Origin of the sequence: Arthrobacter wenxiniae, assembly GCF_013376105.1 — a bacterium.
Classification (GTDB): domain Bacteria; phylum Actinomycetota; class Actinomycetes; order Actinomycetales; family Micrococcaceae; genus Specibacter; species Specibacter wenxiniae.
Map to the genome: position 1 here is coordinate 176,883 of NZ_JAAMFM010000004.1, position 22,397 is coordinate 199,279.

Genomic DNA, 22,397 nt, shown 5'->3' on the forward strand with positions numbered 1-22,397 from the left:
CCCATGACTGACAAGATCCGTGTGGCCGTCGTCGGCGCCGCAGGCGCCTTCGGCATGAAACATCTCGACGGCCTGATCAACATCCCCGAGGCCGAGGTGACCGTCGTCAGCGGCACGCGGCTCGAACCGACCCAGGCAGTCGCGGCGAAGTACGGCGTAGCCAACGCCGTCGTCGGGCTCGACGCCGTGCTCGAGCGCGACGACGTCGATGCCGTCATCCTCGCCACGCCCACGGGTCTGCACGCCTCGCAGACGCAGGAGGTCCTCAAGGCCGGCAAGCACGTGCAGGTCGAGATCCCGCTCGCCGACTCGCTCGCCGACGCCAAGGCGGCGCTCGCCGCGGCCGAGGCGTCCGACCGCGTCGCCATGGTGGGCCACACGCGGCGGTTCAACCCCTCGCACCAGCTCGTGCACAACCGGATCGCCGAGGGCTCGTTCAACGTGCAGCAGATGGACGTGCAGACGTACTTCTTCCGCCGCACGAACACGAATGCCAAGGGCGAGCCGCGCTCCTGGACCGACCACCTGCTGTGGCACCACGCCGCGCACACTGTCGACCTGTTCGCCTACCAGGCGGGCAGGATCGTGCAGGCGAACGCGATCCAGGGCCCCGTCAACCCGGAGCTGGGCATCGCGATGGACATGTCGATCCAGCTCAAGAGCGAGTCCGGGGCGATCTGCACCCTGTCCCTCTCGTTCAACAACAACGGCCCGTTCGGCACGTTCTTCCGCTACATCGGAGACACCGAGACGTACATCGCGCGCTACGACGACCTCTTCAACGGCCGCGAGGAGCCGATTGACGTCTCGAAGGTGGCGGTGAGCATGAACGGCATCGAGCTGCAGGACCGCGAGTTCGTCAGCGCGATCCGCGAGGGGCGCGAGCCGAACTCGTCGATCCGCCAGGTCATCGACTGCTACCGCGTGCTCGGCGCGCTTGAGAAGCAGCTGGCGTGAGGCTGCCCCCCACCGGCCTGGGCTGCATGTCGCTGAGCCACGCGTACGGCGTCCCCCCGTCGCGTGACGAGGGGGTGGCGGTGCTGCGCGCAGCACTCGATGAAGGCATCGGGATGCTCGACACGGCAACACTGTACGGCGGCGGCCGCAACGAAGAGCTTGTAGGTGCTGCGATCGCGGGGCGCCGCGACGAGGTCTTCCTGGCGAGTAAGTGCGGGATGGCGTCCGTCGACGGCGTGAAAGTCATCGATGGACGCCCCGGCACGCTGCGCGCACAGGTCGATGCTTCGCTGAGCCGCCTTGGCGTCGATTACATCGACCTGTACTACCTTCACCGGTGGGACAAGAAAGTGCCGATCGGCGACAGCGTCGGCGCGCTGGCCGAGATGGTCGCCGCGGGCAAGATCGGCGCAATCGGCCTGTCCGAGGTGTCGGTCGCGCGACTGCGCGAGGCGCAGTCAATCACCCCTATCGCGGCCGTGCAGAACGAATACTCGCTGTGGAGTCGCAATGCCGAGCTGGGCGTGCTCGACGCCACTCGCGAGGACGGCGTGACCCTGGTTGCGTTTTCGCCGGTCGCAAGGGGTTTCCTCGCCGATGCGATCAAGGACCCAGGTAAGCTGGCCCCAAACGACATCCGCCGCAGCATGCCGCGCTTCCAGCCCGAGCACTGGGGTGCGAATGCGACGCTGCTGGCCTCTTGGCGCGAGCTGGCCGCGGAGGCCGGCTGCACCCCAGCACAGCTCGCGCTGGTCTGGCTGCTCTCCCGCGGCGATCACGTTCTGCCGATCCCGGGAACAACGAGCGTCGCGCACCTGCGTGAGAACATGGCGGCGGCCGACCTCCCTGTCGACGGCGCGCTGCTGACGCGGGCCGGCGAGCTGATTGGCACGGCCACCATCTCTGGCGCGCGCTATGCGCCAGCATCTGCTGCCGAAGTGGACGCCGAGACTTTCGAGGATGCCGCATGAGGGCGATCTCGTCGATGGCCACCCGCCACGTTCTCGCCGACCTCGCTGAAGCTGCCGCCCGTGCCGGGCTACCGCTTCTGCAGCTCGAATCCGTAGGCGGAGTGAACGCCGCCCAGCGGGTGGCCGCCGGCGAGCCGTTCGACCTTGTGTTCCTCGCCGAGTACGCCCTCCAACGCCTCGCTGCCGAGGGGCACGTCGATCCGGCATCCATCGCCCCGATCGTACTGTCGGAGGTCGCCGTAGGCGTTGCAGCACGCAGCGCCGATGCAGCCACATGTTCCGAAGGCACGGCCTTTGCGAATGCCGACGAGCTTCGCGGCGCCCTGCGCGCGGCATTCCGCATCGGATATTCCACCGGGCCGAGCGGCACAGAGCTGTTGCGAATGATGGACCAGTGGGGCATGACCGATGAGATCAGCGATCGGCTGGTGCAGGCCCGTCCAGGCGTACCCGTGGCGCGCCTGCTCGCCGAGGGAGAGGTCGATCTCGGCCTGCAGCAGCTCAGCGAACTGGTCGGACAACCCGGCGTGTGCATCCTCGGCGTTCTCCCGGCCGACTGCGCGATTATCACGGTCTTCGCGGGTGCTGTCGCGGCATCCTCCAACAACGCGGCTCGTGCTGCGGAGGTGTTGGCCTTCTTCCGCTCGGATCTCTCGGCATCGATCAAGTCGTCGCACAGTTTTCGCGCGCCCCGAGGCCCTGCCCCGTCGGATTGACTGATACGGGTCCTGCAGACGCGGAGGAACCCGCCTTCGGCGACACCGCCGCCGTAGACCTTGGCGTTCGCGGCCGGCCAAATTATCCGCATGTTCGCCTCACCCCACAGCCCGACGCCCTGGCACCAGGACTGCAGGATCGCCATCATGATCAGGCCCTCCTGACAGTCCACTCACAGATCCGCTCGTTCCGGCAGCAGGATTCGGCCGGCCCCAGGATTGCGGAAGACGCTGTCCGGTGGAGGTCGGGCAACAGCGCCACCAGGGCAGGCAGGAAATGCCGCTCAGGGGCCGATCTGAGGCTGTTTCATGTGCGGAAGGCCCTGGTGGCGGCTTCCGCACACCCGGCACCAGGAATCCCCCTTATGCCCGGCTGAACAGCCCAGTCATTCTGCGACCCACACCCGCCAACAAAAGTAGGTGCGTTGCGTAAGCCTAGGTCCGGGCGCAGCAACCGACCGATTGGATTTCAGCCGGACGTGTATCCGCCGTCGGCGTTGACAACGGATCCCGTCAGTGCGCAAGATGCATCACTGGACAGGAACGGAACGGCATTCGCGCTCTCATTGAAGCGGATCCCCTCCCGGGCATAGGTCAGCGCCGCGGACCGGGTGAAGTTTGCTGCGGCTGCCTTCGCTGCAGAGTATGGATTGCTGTTCGCCTGGTCCACGTGGGCAAGAATCGAGGCCGTGTTGATCATCGACGCGGTCCGGGGATCCGCGACTTCCCTGCGGCATGCCAGGATCGTTCCGGCAGCCCATGTGTTGCAGATGGCGACACCCGTGAGGTCGACGTCGATGACGCGTTGCGAATTCAACATGTCGAACTCGTGTAGCGGTGTCTCGACCCCGGGAATGCCGGCGTTGGCTACCAGGATGTCCAAGCCTCCAAAGGTGCGCGCTGTCCCTTCCATCAGGCCGCGCACTGAAGGTTCATCGGTGAGATCCGTGCGAATGAATTCGACTCTGACCCCACGGGCCAATATTTCATCGACAATCCTCGGGACCCTGCGTCCGATTTCGCCGATGGTGACCGCAGCCCCGTCATCGGCAAGCTTGCGGGCTATGGCTTCGCCGATTCCGGAAGCCCCACCCGCCACGGCAGCGGATCCACCATGGAGCATTTGCTGTTTCCTGACTCCTTCGAATCTTCGGCCGGGCGTCCCGTCAGGACCGATAGGGGCCTCAGACGCGGGCCACTCGCGGTACGCCGCGGCTGGCTGCGAGCTTGGTTATGTCCCTTCCGGCCCGGTAGCCGAATACCAGGGCGGGGCCGATGTGGGAGCCATATCCGGGGTAGCCGCTGCCGAAGACGCTGACGGCGCCGACGGCGATGAGGCCGGAGATAGCGGTTCCCTCTTCGGTGGTGACTTCGGAGGGTTTGTTAACGCCGAGGCCTGCCAAGGTGCCCAGATCGCCCAGCTGGATCTTGGCCGTACAGTAGGGGCCCGTGCCGACCGGGGCAAGGCTGGGGTTCGGTTGGTGTTCCACTGGTGTTCCACGTCGCCGCGGAAGTGGTTGCATAGAGTGAAGCCGCGGCCAAGCGCCGGGTCCTCTCCGCGTTCTGCGGCGGGGGTTGAATTCGGCCACTGTTCCCTTGCGCCGTGCGGCGTCGATGCCGAGCTTGTCGGCCAGCTCCGCTCAGAGGCCCTCAAGCCCCTGAACAGGGAAAACACGTGCCCGAGGTGGGACTCGAACCAGCCGACAGCCCTTACAAACACTGGGAAGTACAGAAAAGATACAGAATCCACAGCAAACCGAACCAGTACGGCCCAGTCCGAGGCACCGGGGTGTGTACGTTGTACACACCCTCATTTTCGCCGGCACCGCCCTGAGCCTCAGCAAACCCAACCGTCTGTTATTGGCTCAGTCCAGCCTGTCATCTAAACCTTGGGCAGACCCGAAAAAATGTTCCCGGCGGGAACAGCTCTTCAAGCGATCAATTAAGTCCGTCCGAACTGTCCAGCTTCAGGCTGTCACATGCACCCTCTGCGCTTAAAGCCAGCCCTCTAATCGCGTGCAGCGTCACGTCCGAATTGGCGCCGGTCGAATATCCCGAAAGAGCTAACGCTTTCGCCAAACGGTGCAATAGGCTGCCCCTGCAATCTGCTCGCCTCACTGACGGCCGGCCAAAAATAACAGGACTGGATGAGATCTCCAGACTAGAACAACTTATACGGACATAGTGCCCATTCCTGTGACGTGAGTCTCACAATATGGTGGGACAGAGACCCCGGAACCCCGCCGGTCAAAGCCATGCCGTCGCCGCAAAGGACTAGCGCAGAATGAACTCAACAGTGACCGCAAAGGACTTGGTAGGCGAGCTTGCCGGGTGTGTGCCTCAAGGGCAGGTGCTCAGCGATACGGATTCCGTACGGAAATACAGCCACGATGACGCCGAATGGGCGCCCTTCACCACCCCGCTGGCTGTGGTGTTGGCGCAGACCACCGCGGAAGTCGCCGCCGTGGTCAGTTATGCCTCAAGTCATGGCTTGCGCGTGGTACCCCGAGGCGCCGGGACGGGGCTTTCCGGCGGCGCCAACAGTGTTACCAATTGCATCGTCGTCTCCCTGGAACTCATGACGAGAATTCTTGAGATCAATACTGATGAGAGCCTTGCCGTGGCTGAGGCCGGGGTCATCAACGATGACCTGAGGGAGGCCGTCGCCGCAAAGGGCTTGTGGTATCCGCCAGATCCGGCCAGCTACAAGATTTCCACCCTTGGCGGCAACGCAGCCACGAATGCAGGCGGTATTTGCTGCGTCAAGTACGGAGTGACCGGAGATTACGTCCTCGGTTTGACTGTTGTCCTGCCGGACGGGGAAATCGTCCATCTCGGCCGCCGAACCGCAAAAGGTGTCACAGGATACGACCTTACCTCCCTCCTCGTCGGCTCGGAAGGAACGCTGGGAATCATCACGGAGGTCACGGTCAAATTGCTCCCGATGTCCGGGCGCGAGGACCGGGCAGTCATCGGATTCTTCCCTTCTCTTCAGTCGGCAGGACAAGCCGTCGCGACAGTTGCGGCGTCAGGAATAGTCCCCGCGGCACTTGAACTCATCGACTCCATGTGCCTGCGGGCCGTGGATGAATGGCTTGGCTTGGAACTGCCCCAGGACGTCCACGCGCTCCTCCTTGCCAAGGTTGACGAACCCGGAACCACCGGTGCCGAACTCGCCAATCGAGTTGCCACCATTTTCTCTGATAGCGGGGGGACCAATATTGAACAGGCCACCGACCCCAAAGAGATCGACCGGCTCTTCCTTGCCCGGCGCATGGCCTACCCCGCCCTTGAGCGGCTAGGCCCAGTGCTGACCGAAGATGTTTGTGTGCCCCGGTCCGCCGTTCCGGAAATGCTCTCCCGCATCCAATCATCAGCCGCCAAGAACCAGGTGGTCATCGCCAACATTGCCCACGCGGGCGATGGCAACCTCCACCCGCTCATCATTGCACCTGTCGGTGACGTGGCAGCTGTAGCCCGGGCCAAAACGGCCTTCGATGAGATCGTCGACGCCTGCCGCGAGCTGGGCGGCACAGTCACCGGCGAACACGGGGTCGGCCTTCTCAAGTTGCCGGGGGCAGCCGCGGAACTGGAACAGGGGGTCATTAACCTCCACCGGAGCATCAAGAAGGCCCTTGACCCGCGCGGCACCCTCAACCCAGGCAAAGCGTTCCCCCACCAGCCGTAAGCTCCGGCAACTTATTATTACCGATCCCCTATCACCGAGGACCACGATGACGACCACCAACCGACCAACCACATCCGATGCAGCCATGCGCAAACTTGTTGTCCGAAAAGTGTCCCGCCGGCTGCTGCCATTTCTCGGCATCTTGTATCTCATCAACTACTTAGACCGAACAAACGTAGCCTTTGCCGCACCGCACGGAATGAATGCCGCCCTGGGATTGACGGTCGGCACATTTGGCCTGGCCTCAGGCTTGTTCTTCATTGGCTACCTGGGCAGTGGGCAGTTTCGTGGCCGCCTATGGGCAGAAGCTTTCATGGCCGCTAACAAACCTTCGGTATCCAAGAGGCGGTGGTCAGGAGGATCGGTCACTGGATCGATGGCGCTCACCTAGCTTAGACGGTTTGCCAGCATGGATAAGGGACCAGCGCAACATCCACACAGCAAACATAGCTAGGAGCTGTTGGCCCGCTGACAACAACTAGATACCCTCTGTGAATAGGCAGACTTCCATGCCCAAGTGGGATTCGAAGACGGGAGCGGCTCTTTCAGATCAACCTTCAATCGTCGCTGAAGCAGCTGTCGGGCCGCGTCGTTTGCGGCCACGCCGCGCGTCAGCTGGCCGATTCTGAAGAAAGGTCTAGAAGAACCAAACGACGGCGCTCATCAACGCTGAGCGATGCACCATATTCAGAAATGAGTGACCGTCGGGCAAGCCGAGCGGCTTCGATGCCGTCACCATCTGCAATGGCTTTGAGCACGGCGCGGTGAACACGGATGAACTCTTCGCGCGTCGCACGCGTTTCGGGCGTGTTCTCAATGGTAGTCGCCACCAGCTCTATGATGGCGGCATCGATCACCTCATTGATTAACTCCATCAACGCGTTACCGGCAGCCACTCGGATGGCGGCGTGAAATTCTGCGTCTGCACGAGCAAATCCAGCACTGTCGTCTTTATCCGACTCGACCATTCGCTGAATGGCAGCGCCCATCTCAACAAGATCTTCGTCGGTTCGTAAGTGCGCGGCGAGGAAATTCGATGTCGATCCGGACATTATTCGGTACTGGATAAGGTCAACTAGTTCGATCTCCTCGACCCTCACGGCGCCATTGAGCATCCGTGAGATGCCCTGGGTGAGGGACGCTGAGACGCGTGGCCCCTTGTGGCTGCCTGGACTTGTCTTGATGAGCCCCATGCTCTCAAGGATCCGCAGTGCCTCGCGGACGGTGGAACGTCCAACATTAAACTCGTCGACCAGCGCACGCTCGGAGGGGAGATTGTCGCCAGCCTTTAATTCGCCGGCGTAGATGGCAGCCTCGATCTGGGCAACCACCGCCTCGAATGCTCGGCCCTTTTTGATCGGCGTAAACATGGGACCCTTTCCAAACGCACTAACTTATCGCCAATGCTAACAGCTGGTCTGACCAACCTATGCACTCCAGATGACACCGTTTCACTCCTCCAGATATTGATTTAACAGCGTGTTTGCTCCGGCGAATGACTCGCGCCTCCATGACGCCGTCAGTCCCCCGAGGCGTAGAAGAAACTTTTCGACAAAACCATTTCGGACCTTGACCCACACCGCGGAAGGCCGGATGATGAGACCTAAGTCATAGCATCTGGTCCGACCAGACGACATTGGACCAATTTAGTCCACATCCACTCCAGGATGCCGCCATTATCCGAGAAAGACCGAGGTTCGGGATGATCACCGCCCTTCAGTCCGCACAGTCCAAAAGGACGGCGATGCCAGTACCTACTGCCCGGGAAACAGTTCTTGAGTTGCGCGGGGTGTCTGTCGATTACGGCAGCCTACGTGTCCTTCAGGATGTGAATCTCTCGGTTGGCTCAGGAGAGCTAATCGCCTTGCTCGGCCCGAGCGGATCAGGCAAGACGACAATTATTCGGAGCATCGCCGGATTTATCCAACCTTCCGGTGGCGAGATCGTGTTACGGGGAAACGATCTCGCGGCGGTGGCAATCAACCGACGCAACATTGGCATGGTCTTCCAGAGCTATGCCCTCTTCCCCCACCTGAGCGTGGCTGAGAACATTGCCTACCCGCTTCGGGTTCAAAAAAAGGGGCGGGCACAGATCCGCAGCCGCGTGGACGAGCTCGTCGACCTCGTCCAACTCAGTGGACATGCACACAAGCGCCCTTCCGGACTCTCAGGAGGACAGCAACAGCGGGTGGCTTTGGCAAGGGCCTTGGCAATGGATCCCGAGCTGTTACTGCTAGACGAGCCGCTATCGAACCTCGATGCAAACCTCCGTCGTGAAGTCGGCGAAGAAATCCGCCGTTTGCAACAGCGGACCGGCACGACTGCGATCATGGTCACGCACGACCGTCAGGAAGCATTTGGCATGGCCGACCGGATTGCTGTACTGCGAGGTGGTCGGATTGAGCAGTTGGATACACCGGATGCAATCTATCGCCGTCCTGCCACGAGCTTCATGGCGAGTTTTGTCGGCGATGCAAACCTGCTCTCCGGAAAAGTTTTGGCTGTCGACAGCAATGGATCAGTCGTCACGACGGACGCCGGACCGATCAGAACGAATGACATAGCAGCAGCAGGCGCAGAAGTAACGCTGCTTGTCAGGCCCGAGGACATTCAACTCACACCCGTTGACGACAAAATCGGCGCACTCGTCGCAACGGTCAATGAGACCTTCTACTACGGGAGCTCGACGGTCGTGCAGTTGACCGCCAATGGTGTTTCGCTGCAAGCGCTGGTAACCGGCTCCTTGGCAGATCGCGTCCACAGTGGGGATCAGGTCGCGCTCCAGATGGCTTCTGCCGATGTAGTTGTAGTTGCCAACGACGTGGATGCAGCGTCGTGACGGCCCCAGTGCTCGCTGCCGAGCCGCAGCTTAGACAGCAGCCCGGTGCGTCGCGCTCACCTCGTCGGGCTCCCGGCACACGAACCAGGCAGTCGCTAGTGCTCATGGCACCGATGATGTTGCTCTTCCTGGCTGGGTTCGTCGCACCTCTGTTCTTCGTTCTCCGTTTCTCTTTCGATCACTTTGATGCAAGCGCGGGTCAGAGCGGAGCATTCACAGCAGAACAGTTCATTGCCGTCTTCACGACGCCCCTCTACGGTGACCTGATCGTTCGAACCCTCGGGTTGGCTTTCGCGACCACTGCAATCTCCGCACTGATCGGCTATCCCCTCGCTCTCGCCATCACTCGTGGGCCCGGGTTCCTCCGCGGTGCATTGATGGCAATCGTCATGGTGCCGATGCTTACCAGTGTGGTCGTGAAGACGTTCGGTTGGTCGGTGCTCCTCTCGAGCGACGGATTTCTGCAGTCTTCCCTTGACGCCATCGGCCTGGCCTCGGTGAAGTTATTGTTCACACCGATAGGCATCGTGATCGGGCTGGTGCATACATACTTCCCTTTTATGGTGCTCAGCCTCGTGACCGCCGTCGGAGCGATCGATCGACGCACGGAGGAAGCAGCTGAATCGCTCGGGTCGACGCGCTCGCGCATCTTTTTCCGGATTACCCTCCCTCAGTCACTGGACGGCTTAGCCGCAGGATCAGCACTTACATTCGTCACGAGCATGAGTGCACTAGTCACGCCGCAGATCCTCGGTGGGGGCAAAGTGTCCACTATCGTGACAGTAATTTACCAACAAGCAACGAGCGCACAAAACTGGCCGTTGGCTTCCGCGCTCGGCGTCGTGCTTCTCGGTATCACCCTGGTGATTCTAGTTCTCCAAGCTTGGGCGGTGCGTCGTGCGACTCGTTAAGACTTCCGTCAGGTCAGCCGGGCGCAGACAATTTCGCATCGGCTCAGCCTTATTTTGGTTCGCAATAGTCGTGATTGTCGTATTCATCGTGGCACCACTCGCGGTGGTCGCTGCTTCGTCTTTCACCGCGACGGGCTACGTCACCTTTCCGCCGAAAGGCTTTTCGCTCGAGTGGTACGTCAAATCGGCCCAAGACGCGACCTTCGTTGACGCTTTATGGGTCAGTTTGCGCCTAGGAACGCTTACGACCTTTATAAGTGTCGTTGCCGGAGTGCTCGCAGCCTATGGAATTACCTATAACAACGGCCGCCTGGGTGCGTTTTTTGAGCAGATTTTCCTTTCTCCAATCATGCTTCCAGGTGTCGTGCTGGGGCTGGGTATCCTGTTCGTACTGTCGGCGTCGGGATGGCGGGGCACATTCGAGGGTGGCGTTCTGGCCCACGTCATCGTCGCGTGCCCTTTCGTAACAAGAGCCGTGCTGGCCGGGCTTCGGCAGCTGGATCCGAGGCTGGAAGAAGCCTCCCGTTCCCTCGGGGCCGGACCAGTCCACACCTTCCTCCGCATTGTCGTGCCCTCGGTACGTGGATCGATCATTGGGGGCGCCGTCTTCGCGTTCGTTATTTCCTTCGACGAGGCCGTTGTGACGCTTTTCCTGACTGGCCCAACGTTCTCCACCCTTCCCGTCACGATTTTCACTTACGTTCAGTATTCCAACGATCCGACCATCGCCGCTGTTTCCACCGTCATCGTGGTTTTCTGCGTCATTCTCGTTGGACTGGTCACCCGCAACCCCAAAGGACGACATGACCGTTGATCCCATCACCCCATTCCGTCCCACCGCCATCGTCACGGGGTCTTCATCCGGCATCGGCCGCGCGTGCGCGCTCGAGCTCGCCCGCACCGGATGGAACCTCATCGTCCACGGCCGCACGCAAGGCGAGGACCTCACCGAAACTGTCGCATTGTCCCAAGCCCAGGGGGCACACGCCGTCGCCGTGTTCGCCGACGTCCGCGACAGCAAGGCCGCCCAGACGCTAGTCGATGCGGCGATCACAAACTTTGGTCGCATCGACGGCGTTATAAACAACGCTGGGACGGGGCTCACCAAACGCTTCATCGACATAGTCGACGACGATTGGTCCAGCCTCTTTCAAATGCACCTCCTAGCGGCGGCACGCCTACTGCGCCTCGCCCACCCCCACCTCGTCAAAACCGGCGGCGCCGCCGTGAACATGTCCAGTCTCGCAAGCAACACCGCCATTCCGGGCCGCGCCGGGTACGGGTCCGTAAAAGCTGGTCTCGATGGCCTGACAATGCAGCTTGCTGCCGAGTGGGCTCCTGACGGAGTACGAGTCAACTCCATAGCCCCGGGTACGATTCTCACTCCCCTCGTCATCCGCAACTTCGAGCGCGGACTGCTCGACGAGAATCAGGTCCTCCAACGCACCCCGCTCGGCCGCCTGGGTACACCACATGAGATCGCCACGGTCGCGCGCTTTCTGCTCACCGCAGACTCGTCGTACATCACCGGCCAGACGCTCCGCGTCGACGGCGGATGGTCCATCTGGGGTGGCTGGTCGTGAACCCGACAACAGCACTTGAAATCCGCAATGACGTCGTCACCGGTAAGCGGACGGCGACTGAGGTCCTCGACGAGACGCTCGCGGCCATAACGGCAAGCGACGGCCGACTCCATTCCTTTCTCACCGTCGACGAACGCCACGCCCGTGAACAGGTCGCCGAACTTGAGCGCCGACGGGTAGCCGGCGAATCACCGGGCCTGCTGTGGGGCGTACCATTCTCGGTCAAGGACACCTACGACACAGCAGGAGTACGAACGACCTACGGGTCCCGAGTCTTCGCCGACCATGTACCCACGAACGACGCGGAATTCGTACGGCGCATCCGACGTGCAGGCGGGATTCTCGTTGGCAAGACAAACACACCTGAGTTCGCGATCTACATTAGGTCAACCAACGACCTCCAGCCCGAGACCGTGAACCCATGGGATCCCAACCGGACCAGCGGCGGCTCCAGCGGCGGTGCCGCAGCGTCCATCGGTGCCGGCCTAACCACAATCGCTGTCGGCAGCGACGGTGGAGGCTCCATCCGGATACCGGCCGCCCTGTGTGGCTGCGTTGGGTTGATGCCCGCCCGGGGTGCCCTGCCGCGCACAGGTGGACGCATCGGCACACGACGCTTCTCCTCAGCGGGCCCCATGACCCTTGACGCCCTCGATGCCCAGCTTCTGTACCAAGTAATGGCAGGCCCGTTCGCGCCGGACGGACTCAGCCGTGGACTCACACCAACCGGACTCCGCCAGGGCACGGGATTCCCGGCAAGCCCCAGGATGCGCTGGATCGGTGATAGCGGTATCCCTGGTGCAGAGGACGACGTCGTATCCGCCGTGCACGCTGCCGCCCTTGCGTTTGCCCGTTCCCATGGCGGCACCCTCGAAGAAAGGGACGAGATCATGGACGCGGGCCGATTCAGTGGCGCCTTCTACGACATGATGCAGGCTGACCGTCTCTCAACTGGCGGAAGAGAATTGTATGAGAACCCCGAAACAAGGGCGCTTCTCACAGACTACAGTCGCCACCAGTTCCAGCGGGCGACTACCGTCTCGGGTGCCGCATACTCGGCCGGCGTCGAGATGCAACTAGCAGCCCTCGAATACATGGAAGAACTTCTTGACGGCGTGGACCTGCTTGTGACGCCCACCGTCGCCTTTGTAGCACCCGAAATCCCCATCGGCGATCTGGCACTTCCCGAGGATGCCCGCCGCGGCTTCGTCGCCTTCACCTACCTCATGAACTACACCGGGTTGCCAGCCGTCACCGTCCCTTGTGGCGTCGTCCGGGGCCTTCCAGTCGGCATGCAGCTCATCGGGCGCCCCGGATCGGAGGAACTGCTGCTGGCCTACGCCGCGAGGTTCCAAGAGAGGGTATACCGACTGCCATCCGCACCCGTCCACCCATATTTTGAAGCAACTCTCACGTCAGGAAGCAACCGATGACCACACCCGTACTGCTCACCTTCGACATGGACGCCGAGCAGCTCTGGATCGCCCGAGATCCTGACAGCGCCACGAAACCGGTCTGGGTCTCGCAGGGCCAATATGGGCCCAAGGTGGGCCTGCCGCGCATCCTCGCGCTTCTGAAGAAGTATGACGTCGCCGCAACGTTCTTCATCCCCGGCATCGTCGTGGAGAACTATCCACGCGAGATCGATGCGATCCTCGAGGCCGGAATCGAGATCGAACACCACAGCCATACACATCAGTGGTCGGACAGCCTCGGCCCCGAGGCCGAACTCGAAGAATTTCAAAAAGGCTGGGACGCCATCGTCTCCGCGACAGGCCGGAACCCTCGCGGTTGGCGTTCGCCAGCCGGCGAATTGACCCCCGACTCGGTCCGATACATGGAGCAGTTCGGCATGTCGTTCTCGTCGAACCTATTCGATTCAGACACCGCACACCTGTTAACTGATCAGGGACGGCAAACCACCATTGTTGAACTGCCGTTTGCGTGGGTTCTCGATGACGCTCCCTTCTTCCTTTACAGCAATCGCCTCACCGGCAGGAATATGTCGGCACCCTCGGCCGTCTCAGAATCCTGGATTCTCGAGTACGACGGGATCTCTCGCGAGGACGGTACCCACTTCATGCTCGGTATGCACCCGCAGGTGATTGGCCGACACTCTCGTCTATGGGCGCTCGAGCAAACAGTTAAGCACATCCTTGAGTCGGGCACCGGAGCATTCACCACGTGCGCAGCCTACGCTGACCAGGTACGCCCGGCACTCCTTGCACGCGGGCCACTCCAATGAACGCCGGTCCAACTGTGGACGCCGCTTCTCCCATCGCGGTAGTTACAGGAGGCGCAAGCGGAATCGGAGCGGCGACCGCGAACCGGTTCCGCGCGATAGGTTACAGCATCGTCATCGCCGACCTCGCCGACGTCAGCGACGCTCCCATCACTGATCTGTCATCAACCGACAGCGTCGACGCCCTGGCCACCTGGGTTGCCCAGAAACATGGCCGGTGCGACGTACTCATCAACGGCGCGGCAGCCGTCGTTGCAGGGGACATCCTGGCAGTCAGCGAGTCCGACTGGACTCGCATTCTCGATCTCAACGTGACGGGGATCTGGCGCACGGCCCGGGCCTTCGTCCCTTTGATGATCGACGGGGGCGCCATAGTGAACATAGCTTCCGGCGCCGGACTCCGGGCAATTCCCGACATGTCAGCCTACGTTGCGTCAAAGTCGGCAGTGGTCGGACTAACCGCGTCAATGGCCATCGATCTAGCCCCCCGAAATATCCGCGTCAATTGTGTGTGTCCGGGCCCCGTGGACACTCCCATGGCCCGACGCGCGCAAGAACTCCGCCGCGACGAAGCAAGGTCCGCTGTCCAGAACTTCGACAATTATCTTGTCAAACGAACCGCAGAGCCGGACGAGATCGCCGAAGCCGTCGTACTCCTCGCTACCAATCGCTACCTGACCGGATCAACGCTCGCCGTTGATGGTGGCCGAACACTGCACTGACCGGGCCTTGGCCCCACTGATCATCGCCCTTCAATCCACATGCCCCAACCAACTTCAGGAGAGAAACCATGAATGCCAACCTCAACCGACGTCAGTTCCTGTCCATCTCTGGCCTCGCAATTGGAACTACCGCGGCCGGACTCGCATTGACAGCATGCGGACCCAACGCCACTGGCGCTTCCGGCTCATCGCAGGGTGCCAGTGCCAACAGCATCAGCATCAACAGCTTCGGCGGCACGTTCCAGAAGACCATTCAAGAAACCGTCGTTGACCCATTCACCGCAGCCACCGGCACCAGGGTCAACGTGACCACCGCCATTTCAAGCGAGGCCCTGACACAGTTAAAGGCATCGGCCTCCGCCTTCGACGTCGCTTATATGGACCTTGCCATCATTTACCAGGCGAAAGCCGCAGGCCTGCTACAAACCATCGACCACAGTAAACTCAAGTCCATCGCTGAACTTTACCCCCTGGCTGTGGATGACAAAGGCTATTGGATCGCTGAACTCGCTTCGATGACAGGAATCGCCTACAACACTGAAAAAGTCACAACACCGCCCACCTCTTGGGAGGACCTCTGGGATCCCAAATACGCCGGCAAGGTTGCGATCTGCAACGTCGGCGGCACAGCGGGATACCAATTCCTCGCCACCATGGCCAAGCTCAACGGGGGCAGCGAATCCAACATCGACCCGGGATTCAAGAAGCTCAAGTCGCTCAAACCCAACCTTGCAGCGATCTGGAGCACGCCCGACGAGATGAGCAAGCTCCTCACCAGCGGAGAAGCGGTTATAGGAGTCTGGTATGCCGACCGGACCAGCGCCCTCCGGAAGAGCGGCGCACCAGTTGCTTTCGTCCAGCCCAAGGAGGGCGCCATCGCCGTCCTTAGCGCCATGGTCATTCCGAAAGGGACGAAGAAGATCGATGCAGCCCACGAGTACATCGACTTCCAAATCTCCTCCAAAGTCAACGCAAAATTCGTGCAAGTTGTCGGGGAAGGCCCAACCAACAGGACCGTCAAACTGTCACCATCGTTTCTGGAGGCGAACTACGTCCCTTACGGGGAACAACAAATCAAATCCCTCGCAACCGTCGATGCTGAGGCCATAGCCACCCACCTCTCCGACTGGACCACACGCTGGCAGTCGGAAATAGCCAACTGACACCATCGCGCTGAGGCGGTGAGAGCATTCGGCTTGCACCGGCCAACTCGTACCGGCAAGAAGGAATCATCAACAGTGAGAACATACAATCTAGCTGTCATCCATGGCGACGGCATCGGACCCGAAGTCAATCATCAGGCCCTTAAGGCGCTGGACGCTGCTTCCGAACGCTTCGGCTTCAGACTGGAATCAACTGAATACCCCTTGGGCGCACAGAACTATCTGGACACCGGCAAACTAATCGAGGTGGGAACACTTGAGCGAATTAGGCGCCACGACGCCATTCTCTTTGGCGCCATGGGCGATCCCCGAGTGGCCCCTGGCATCTTGGAGCGAGGATTAATCCTGCGCATCAGGCGCGAGTTCCGTCAGCAGGTCAACCTCCGGCCCGTTCGGCTCTACCCTGGCGTCCCCACGCCCATCAAGGATCTCAGCCCCGACCGGTGTGACTTCGTTGTCGTGCGGGAGAACACCGAAGGCCTGTACGTTAGCGAGGGATCCACCGTCCACGGGGGCACGAAGAATGCGGTGGCACTACAGGAATCAGTGAACACGGCCCGGGCGATTGCTGACGTGGTTGACTACTCGTTCCGGCTTGCGCAAAAACGTCGCAAGAAGCTCACCTTGTGCCACAAAAAGAACGTCCTGGTGCATGCCGGAGAACTGTGGCAAACGGTCGTTGACGAGCATTCTCCCCAGTATCCTGATGTCGAAGTCGACTACGTCCACGTTGACGCTATGTGCCAGCACATGCCGATGACACCGGAGAGGTTTGACGTCATAGTCACCGACAATCTCTTCGGGGACATCATTTCGGACCTGGGCGCGACCATTCAAGGTGGACTAGGTGTTGCTGCCAGTGCCAACCTGAACCTCGATGGCCAGGCACCCAGCATGTTCGAGCCCGTCCATGGATCCGCGCCCGATATTGCCGGGCGGGGATGGGCGAACCCGGCCGCTGCCGTTCTTTCGGCCGCACTCTGCCTGGCTGCCCTTGGAGAGGGCGAGGCCGCATTGTCCCTCGAACGCGCCGCAGCATCCGTCCTCGCCGGGCTTCCGGCACTAGCCGGACCCGGCATGTGTGCCCACACCGACGAACTCGGCGACCTGATCGCCCAACGCATAACCCAAGGTGCCGACGCCGACGGCTGTTCCCTCGGGCTCTCCATCATGACGGCCATGGCCGCCGTCTGAATCCACCGCTTGGGCGCAAACTGCCCGCCTTCGACACGTGGGCATGGAGGAGGCCCGGAACCCTAGCCTCCCCCAACTGCATGACGGCCCAGATCGGCGGAAGGGACACGCTCCGGGCCAAAAGGATTTCCCCCTGCGGGTTGCCCGCAGGGGGAAATCTGTTTGCCCGTCCGTTTGACGTTGATGCCAGACCGCTTCTGGTGCCCCGTTCTACACGGTGCAGCCGTCGGCGATGTCGAGCACCTCGTCGAGGATATCCAGTCCCGCCGTGGCGTCTTCGATGCTGGTGTTGCACGGCGGGACGACGTGGATGCGGTTGAAATTCGCGAACGGCAGCAGCCCGCGGGACTTGCAGGCCGCAATGAGCTGGTTCATTTCCGGACTGGAGGATCCGTAGGGGGCCAGGGGCTCGCGGGTTTGGCGGTCCTTGACGAGTTCGATGGCCCAAAAGACTCCCGTCCCCCGCACTTCGCCGACGGCGGGGTGCCGCTTGGCGAAGCCGGCCAGTGCCGGGCCGATGACGTCGGTGCCGAGCCTGGCGGCGTGGTCCACCATGCCCTCAGTCTCCATGGCAGTGATGGTGGCGACGGCCGCTGCGGTGGCGAGCGGGTGCCCGGAGTAGGTCAGCCCGCCCGGATAGACGCGCTTGCCAAAGGTGGCGGCGATCTCCGGGCAAATGGCGACCCCACCCAGGGGCACGTACCCGGAATTGACGCCCTTGGCGAACGTCATCAGGTCCGGGACCACGTCGAAGTGCTCCACGGCGAACCACTTGCCCGTGCGGCCAAAACCGGTCATGACCTCATCGGCGATGAACACGATGCCGTACTTTGTGCACAGCTCCCGCACTCCCTGCATGTACCCTGCCGGCGGGACGTAGATGCCCGCCGAACCGGGGATGGATTCCAAGACCAGGGCCGCGATCGTGTCTGGTCCTTCGAAGCCGATGAGCTGTTCCAGATGTTCCAGGGCGCGCTGGCTTTCCTCCTCCTCCGTGGTGGAGTGGAAGCTGGTCCGGTACAGGTAGGGCGGGAAGAAGTGGACGGTGCCGGTGCTGGCGGTGTCATTGGCCCAACGCCGGGGGTCCCCCGTCATGTTCACGGCCAGCTGCGTCCCGCCGTGGTAGGACCGGTAGGCCGAGAGGACCTTCGCCCGGCCGGTGTGCAGCCGGGCCATCCGCACGGCGTGTTCGTTCGCGTCGGCGCCGCCGTTGGTGAAGAAGATCTTGTCCAGCTCACCCGGCGTGCGCCCGGCGATCAGGCGTGCGGCCTCGGACCGGGCCTCGTTGACATGGCTGGGCGCGATGGTGCACAGTTTCGCGGCCTGTGCCGCGATGGCCGACACCACGGCCGGGTGCTGGTGGCCGATGTTCGTGTTCACCAGCTGCGAGGAGAAGTCGAGGTACTTATTGCCCTCGCCGTCCCAGACCCAGGATCCCTGGGCGGCCGAGATGACCATCGGATCCAGCAGCTCCTGGGCGGACCAGGAATGGAACACGTGCTTGCGGTCCAGCTCGTAGGCCCGCCGGGCTGCTGCGGTGTCGATGGCGGGGGACGCGCCGCGTGACGCATCGGCAAGGGGGCCGTTGTCAATGATGGAAGTCATGTCCATGTTCCTTCGTCAGAAATTGTCGAAAAGTGATGATGTGTCAGGCGTTCTGGGGAAAGCCGAGGTTGATGCCGCCGTGGCTGGGATCCACCCAGCGGGTAGTCACGGCCTTGCCGCGGGTGAAGAAGCTGACGCCTTCGGAGCCGTGGGCGTGGGTGTCGCCGAACAGCGAGTTCTTCCATCCGCCGAAGGAGTAGTAGGCCATCGGGACGGGCACGGGGACGTTGATGCCGACCATGCCGACCTCGACTTCGTTCTGGAAGCGGCGGGCCGCCCCGCCGTCGTTGGTGAAGATCGCAGTGCCGTTGCCGTAGGGGTTGGCGTTGATCACGGCCAGGGCATCGTCGAAGCTGCCGACCCGCAGCACCGAGAGGACCGGGCCGAAAATTTCGTCCCGATAGATGGACATGTCGGTGGTGACGTTGTCGAACAGGGTGGGGCCGACAAAGAAGCCGTCCCCTTCGGCGTCCGGCGCGATGGTGCGCCCGTCGACCACCAGCGTGGCCCCGGATTCCTCGCCGGCGTCAACATAGCCGGCCACCTTGTCCCGGTGCGCGGAGGTGACCAGCGGGCCCATGTCGCAGCCGCGCAGCCCGTCGCCGGTGCGCAAGGCCTTGGCGCGGTCGGCGATCTTGGCGACCAGTTCATCGGCGATGCCGCCCACGGCCAACAGGGCGGAAATGGCCATGCACCGCTCGCCTGCGGAACCGAAGCCGGCGTTGATGGCGGCGTCCGCAGCCAAGTCCAGGTCGGCGTCGGGCAGGACGATCATGTGGTTCTTTGCCCCGCCGAGTGCCTGGACGCGCTTGCCGTGGGCGGTGGCGGTTTCATAGACGTACTTGGCGATGGGGGTGGAGCCGACGAAGGAGACGGCCTTGATGTCCGGGTGGGTCAGCAGCGTGTCCACGGCCACCTTGTCACCCTGGAGGACATTGAACACGCCGTCGGGCAGGCCCGCTTCCTTCCACAGTTCCGCCATCCAATTCGCGGCCGTGGGGACTTTTTCACTCGGCTTGAGGATGACCGTATTGCCAGCCGCGATCGCCAGCGGGAAGAACCACATGGGCACCATGGCCGGGAAGTTGAAGGGGCTGATGATCGCCACCGGGCCCAGGGACTGGCGGACGGAGTGGATGTCGACCTTTGTCGATGCGTTCTCCGTGTAGCTGCCCTTAATCAGGTGCGGCATGCCGCAGGCGAACTCGACGACTTCCTGGCCGCGGCTGACCTCCCCCAACGCATCATCGAGCACCTTGCCGTGCTCGGAGGTGATGATCGCGGCCAACTCGCCTTTGCGGGCGTTGAGCAGTTCCCGGAAGGCGAACAGGATCTGGGTGCGGCGCGTCAGGGACATGTCCCGCCACGCGGGGAAGGCGGCTTTCGCTGCGGCGACGGCTGCATTGCCGTCCTCCACGCTCGCCAGGGCGACCTCGGAGGTGACCTTGCCCGTGGCCGGGTTCGTGACCGGGGCGGTGCGCTCCCCGGCCGGAACGTAGCTGCCGTTGATCCAGTGCTCGATGATGTTCAATGTTTCTCCTATGCTTGGTGTTGTCCGTGATCCAAGTCTCTCCGCCAGGCACCGACAGCATAACTGGCACACTGTAAGTAATTGACCAATCTGATTTACACTGTGTAAATGCTGCCGACCCTCCGCGCCATTCTCGACCTTGCCGTAGTGCACGACGCCGCGCCCACCGTCCTGGGCGGGCAGGGCGCCCTGGACTCCCCCGTGCGCTGGGTACACGTGAGCGAACTGCTGGATGTGACCGGCCTGCTCTCCGGCGGCGAGCTGGTGCTCACGACCGGTCTGGAGCTGGAAAAGGAACCAGGCCGCACGGCGTCGTACATCCACTCACTGGAGCAGGCAGGGGTTGCGGGTCTCATCGTGGAACTCGCGGGGCCCCGCGCCCGCAGCCTTGCCGCCCTGCGAACGGCGGCCCGGAACTCGGCACTGCCCGTGATCACGCTCGAGCACCGGGTGCGCTTCGTGGCCATCACCGAAACCGTGCACCGCATGATCGTCGCCGAACAGCTCGAACGCGTCGAACGGGCCCGCGACATCCACGAAGCCTTCACCCTGCTGAGCCTGGAAAGCGCCGGAACGCAGCAGGTAGTGGAACAGGCGGCGGCGATGATCGGAGCCCCCGTCGTTCTCGAAGACCTCCAACACCTTGTGTTGGCCTACGCCGCATGGCAGGTGCCCACCACCGAACTGCTCAACGACTGGGAGCGGCGCTCCCGCACCACCCCCTCCCCCGCCCGGACCGTCCGCGCCGGCCACGAGCAGTGGCTGCAGGTCCCGGTCGGCGTGCGCAGCCAGCTCTGGGGACGGCTCGTGGTGCCCACAACCACAGGAGATGACGATCTTGCGGTCATGGTCCTGGAACGTGCCGCCCAGACCCTGGCCATCAACCGCCTGGCCGAAAGGGACCAACGCGAACTCTCCCACCAGGCACAGGCCGGGCTGCTGAACATCCTGCGCAACCCCCGTGGACTGAGTGAGGCAGAAGCCCTGGCACGCGCCGCGTCCTTGGGGCTCAAGCGCGCCCCGCTCTACCTCCCGCTGGTCTTCCGAACTCCTCCCCGCAGCAACCCCACGTCCACGTCCACGACCGCATCCGGCACCAACGACCTCCTTCTCGGGCAACAAGAGGAACGCGAACTGCTCGAACGGCTGGCGCAGACACTGAAGTCCATCTCGGGCAGCGCCCTGACCGCGAGCCTCCAATCCGGATCCATCGGCATGATCCTGGCCCTGCCCGCCAAACAACTCGAAGAGCCAACACTCGAACGCCTCACGGAGTCCCTGGCAGAGCACTCAGGCGAGGAAGCCGCCCGCTGGAGAATCGGCGTCGGGCGCCTCCGCGTCACCCTGCTCGAAGCTGCCGCAGGAATCGACGAGGCCTCACACGTGGCCGAAACGGCCGCAACTCTCCGAGGCCCCGGGCGGCCATTCTACCGAGCCACGGACATCCGGCTCCGGGGCCTGCTCGCGCTGCTGCGCAACGACCCCCGCGTGCAGCAGTTCGCCGAATCCGAACTCGCCGGCATCCTCGACGCCGAAGCCCAAGGCCGGCCCGGGCTCCTTGACCTGCTCGGCCACTACCTGGAATCCGGCGGCAACAAGGCCGCCCTGGCCCGCAAAGGATACCTCAGCCGGCCCACACTCTACAATCGGCTCGCGAAGCTGGAGGAACTGCTCGCCGTCGACCTGGACGACGCCGAATCCCGCACCTCCCTCCACGTGGCCCTCCTCCTGCACCGCCTGGGCGGCGAGCCAACGAGGTGAAATCATGAACGTTGTGAACCGACCTCCGCAGGCGGACGGAATTATCCATGCCCTACCACCACCCTGGAATACAGTTGCGGCACCCGGCCCGGGGCGCATTGTGGGGCTGGAAACACCGCTGCTATTGACGGGACTGGCCAGGGTCGCAGCACTAGGCCCTCCATATCCAGAACCACCACTCGCCATCCATTCCCTCAGAAAACAACGACGGCCCATGACAGTCGTGCAATCGGTCATCGACCACCGCCACTGGACAGCGGACACAGTGTCACACCCTCATGCCAAACTAAGCCTGTATCCACCGATCTAGGTTGGGTCTGTGGTGAATCCTGAATTTTGTTAATTTTGGGATTTTGGGCAGGACCGGGTGGGCGGCCTCGACAAAGACGGGCATTTCGTGTTTAAAACGCCGAGCAACCCCCGAGTTTTATCGGCGGATCAAGGCTAAGTACCGTCAGGCAACCGGCAGGCTCTGGCTGGTCCAAGGTGTGCGCCACCGGTTGTACGACCCAGG

At 62.5% G+C, this 22,397-nt stretch carries 20 protein-coding genes and 1 pseudogene; 15 read left to right on the forward strand and 6 right to left on the reverse strand.

The window, feature by feature from the left end:
• Nucleotides 1-3 precede the first annotated feature (3 nt).
• From G6034_RS05070 to G6034_RS05080, 3 genes are read left to right on the forward strand one after another with little or no spacing between them, the layout of a single operon-like run.
• Nucleotides 4-957 carry a Gfo/Idh/MocA family oxidoreductase gene (locus G6034_RS05070; protein WP_218063581.1) on the forward strand — a complete coding sequence of 318 codons (954 nt, stop codon included), beginning with the start codon at nucleotides 4-6 and terminating at the stop codon, nucleotides 955-957.
• A complete protein-coding gene (locus G6034_RS05075) occupies nucleotides 954-1,928 on the forward strand; it encodes an aldo/keto reductase (protein ID WP_343037938.1) in 975 nt (324 codons plus the stop codon). Before G6034_RS05070 ends, G6034_RS05075 begins: the two co-directional genes overlap by 4 nt.
• Nucleotides 1,925-2,644: a substrate-binding domain-containing protein gene (locus G6034_RS05080; protein ID WP_176634005.1), complete on the forward strand. Its 720-nt coding sequence runs from the start codon at nucleotides 1,925-1,927 to the stop codon at nucleotides 2,642-2,644. Before G6034_RS05075 ends, G6034_RS05080 begins: the two co-directional genes overlap by 4 nt.
• 86 nt (nucleotides 2,645-2,730) lie before the next feature.
• Here the strand turns inward: G6034_RS05080 and G6034_RS20415 are convergent.
• The 3 genes and pseudogenes from G6034_RS20415 to G6034_RS05095 all read right to left on the reverse strand — a co-directional run.
• Nucleotides 2,731-2,793: pseudogene (locus G6034_RS20415) on the reverse strand (hypothetical protein); the annotation flags it as partial.
• Nucleotides 2,794-3,113: 320 nt separating this feature from the next.
• Entirely contained in the window at nucleotides 3,114-3,767 is a 654-nt protein-coding gene (locus G6034_RS05090; RefSeq protein ID WP_176634006.1) for an SDR family NAD(P)-dependent oxidoreductase, read from the reverse strand.
• A gap of 61 nt (nucleotides 3,768-3,828) precedes the next feature.
• Nucleotides 3,829-4,134 carry an FAD-binding protein gene (locus G6034_RS05095; protein WP_176634007.1) on the reverse strand — a complete coding sequence of 102 codons (306 nt, stop codon included), beginning with the start codon at nucleotides 4,132-4,134 and terminating at the stop codon, nucleotides 3,829-3,831.
• 794 nt (nucleotides 4,135-4,928) lie between these two features.
• Here G6034_RS05095 and G6034_RS05100 point away from each other — a divergent pair.
• The gene (locus G6034_RS05100) at nucleotides 4,929-6,332 is read left to right on the forward strand and encodes an FAD-binding oxidoreductase (RefSeq protein WP_176634008.1); all 1,404 of its coding nucleotides are present in this window, start codon (nucleotides 4,929-4,931) and stop codon (nucleotides 6,330-6,332) included.
• Between the two features lie 46 nt (nucleotides 6,333-6,378).
• On the forward strand, nucleotides 6,379-6,723 hold the full coding sequence (locus G6034_RS05105) for a hypothetical protein (protein ID WP_176634009.1): 345 nt from the start codon (nucleotides 6,379-6,381) through the stop codon (nucleotides 6,721-6,723).
• A gap of 220 nt (nucleotides 6,724-6,943) precedes the next feature.
• On the opposite strand, the gene G6034_RS05110 is transcribed toward G6034_RS05105, so the two are convergent.
• The gene (locus G6034_RS05110) at nucleotides 6,944-7,702 is read right to left on the reverse strand and encodes a FadR/GntR family transcriptional regulator (RefSeq protein ID WP_176634010.1); all 759 of its coding nucleotides are present in this window, start codon (nucleotides 7,700-7,702) and stop codon (nucleotides 6,944-6,946) included.
• 332 nt (nucleotides 7,703-8,034) lie between these two features.
• Here G6034_RS05110 and G6034_RS05115 point away from each other — a divergent pair, with 332 nt between their 5' ends.
• The 9 genes from G6034_RS05115 to G6034_RS05155 all read left to right on the forward strand — a co-directional run bounded on the left by G6034_RS05115 (nucleotide 8,035) and on the right by G6034_RS05155 (nucleotide 16,986).
• Entirely contained in the window at nucleotides 8,035-9,171 is a 1,137-nt protein-coding gene (locus G6034_RS05115) for an ABC transporter ATP-binding protein (RefSeq protein ID WP_176634011.1), read from the forward strand.
• Nucleotides 9,172-9,275: 104 nt separating this feature from the next.
• Nucleotides 9,276-10,082 carry an ABC transporter permease gene (locus G6034_RS05120; protein WP_176634012.1) on the forward strand — a complete coding sequence of 269 codons (807 nt, stop codon included), beginning with the start codon at nucleotides 9,276-9,278 and terminating at the stop codon, nucleotides 10,080-10,082.
• 70 nt (nucleotides 10,083-10,152) lie between these two features.
• Entirely contained in the window at nucleotides 10,153-10,896 is a 744-nt protein-coding gene (locus G6034_RS05125; protein WP_176634013.1) for an ABC transporter permease subunit, read from the forward strand.
• On the forward strand, nucleotides 10,886-11,665 hold the full coding sequence (locus G6034_RS05130) for an SDR family NAD(P)-dependent oxidoreductase (RefSeq protein ID WP_176634014.1): 780 nt from the start codon (nucleotides 10,886-10,888) through the stop codon (nucleotides 11,663-11,665). Before G6034_RS05125 ends, G6034_RS05130 begins: the two co-directional genes overlap by 11 nt.
• Complete coding sequence (locus tag G6034_RS05135; protein WP_176634015.1) at nucleotides 11,662-13,098, forward strand: amidase family protein; 1,437 nt, start codon at nucleotides 11,662-11,664, stop codon at nucleotides 13,096-13,098. Before G6034_RS05130 ends, G6034_RS05135 begins: the two co-directional genes overlap by 4 nt.
• Nucleotides 13,095-13,910 (forward strand): polysaccharide deacetylase family protein, encoded by an 816-nt coding sequence (locus tag G6034_RS05140; protein WP_176634016.1) that lies wholly within the window; start codon nucleotides 13,095-13,097, stop codon nucleotides 13,908-13,910. The genes G6034_RS05135 and G6034_RS05140 overlap by 4 nt, the downstream gene beginning before the upstream one ends.
• Complete coding sequence (locus G6034_RS05145) at nucleotides 13,907-14,629, forward strand: SDR family NAD(P)-dependent oxidoreductase (RefSeq protein WP_176634017.1); 723 nt, start codon at nucleotides 13,907-13,909, stop codon at nucleotides 14,627-14,629. Before G6034_RS05140 ends, G6034_RS05145 begins: the two co-directional genes overlap by 4 nt.
• Before the next feature lie 68 nt (nucleotides 14,630-14,697).
• A complete protein-coding gene (locus G6034_RS05150) occupies nucleotides 14,698-15,792 on the forward strand; it encodes an ABC transporter substrate-binding protein (RefSeq protein WP_176634018.1) in 1,095 nt (364 codons plus the stop codon).
• A gap of 75 nt (nucleotides 15,793-15,867) precedes the next feature.
• Nucleotides 15,868-16,986, forward strand: a complete 1,119-nt coding sequence (locus G6034_RS05155; RefSeq protein WP_176634019.1) for a 3-isopropylmalate dehydrogenase — start codon at nucleotides 15,868-15,870, stop codon at nucleotides 16,984-16,986.
• Between the two features lie 210 nt (nucleotides 16,987-17,196).
• Here the strand turns inward: G6034_RS05155 and G6034_RS05160 are convergent, their stop codons facing one another.
• Together G6034_RS05160 and G6034_RS05165 are read right to left on the reverse strand one after the other, a co-directional pair.
• Nucleotides 17,197-18,591 (reverse strand): aspartate aminotransferase family protein, encoded by a 1,395-nt coding sequence (locus tag G6034_RS05160; protein ID WP_176634020.1) that lies wholly within the window; start codon nucleotides 18,589-18,591, stop codon nucleotides 17,197-17,199.
• Between the two features lie 43 nt (nucleotides 18,592-18,634).
• Nucleotides 18,635-20,122, reverse strand: a complete 1,488-nt coding sequence (locus G6034_RS05165; RefSeq protein WP_176634021.1) for a CoA-acylating methylmalonate-semialdehyde dehydrogenase — start codon at nucleotides 20,120-20,122, stop codon at nucleotides 18,635-18,637.
• Between the two features lie 108 nt (nucleotides 20,123-20,230).
• Between G6034_RS05165 and G6034_RS05170 the strand changes: the two genes are divergently transcribed.
• On the forward strand, nucleotides 20,231-21,883 hold the full coding sequence (locus G6034_RS05170) for a PucR family transcriptional regulator (protein ID WP_176634022.1): 1,653 nt from the start codon (nucleotides 20,231-20,233) through the stop codon (nucleotides 21,881-21,883).
• Nucleotides 21,884-22,397: the final 514 nt, after the last annotated feature.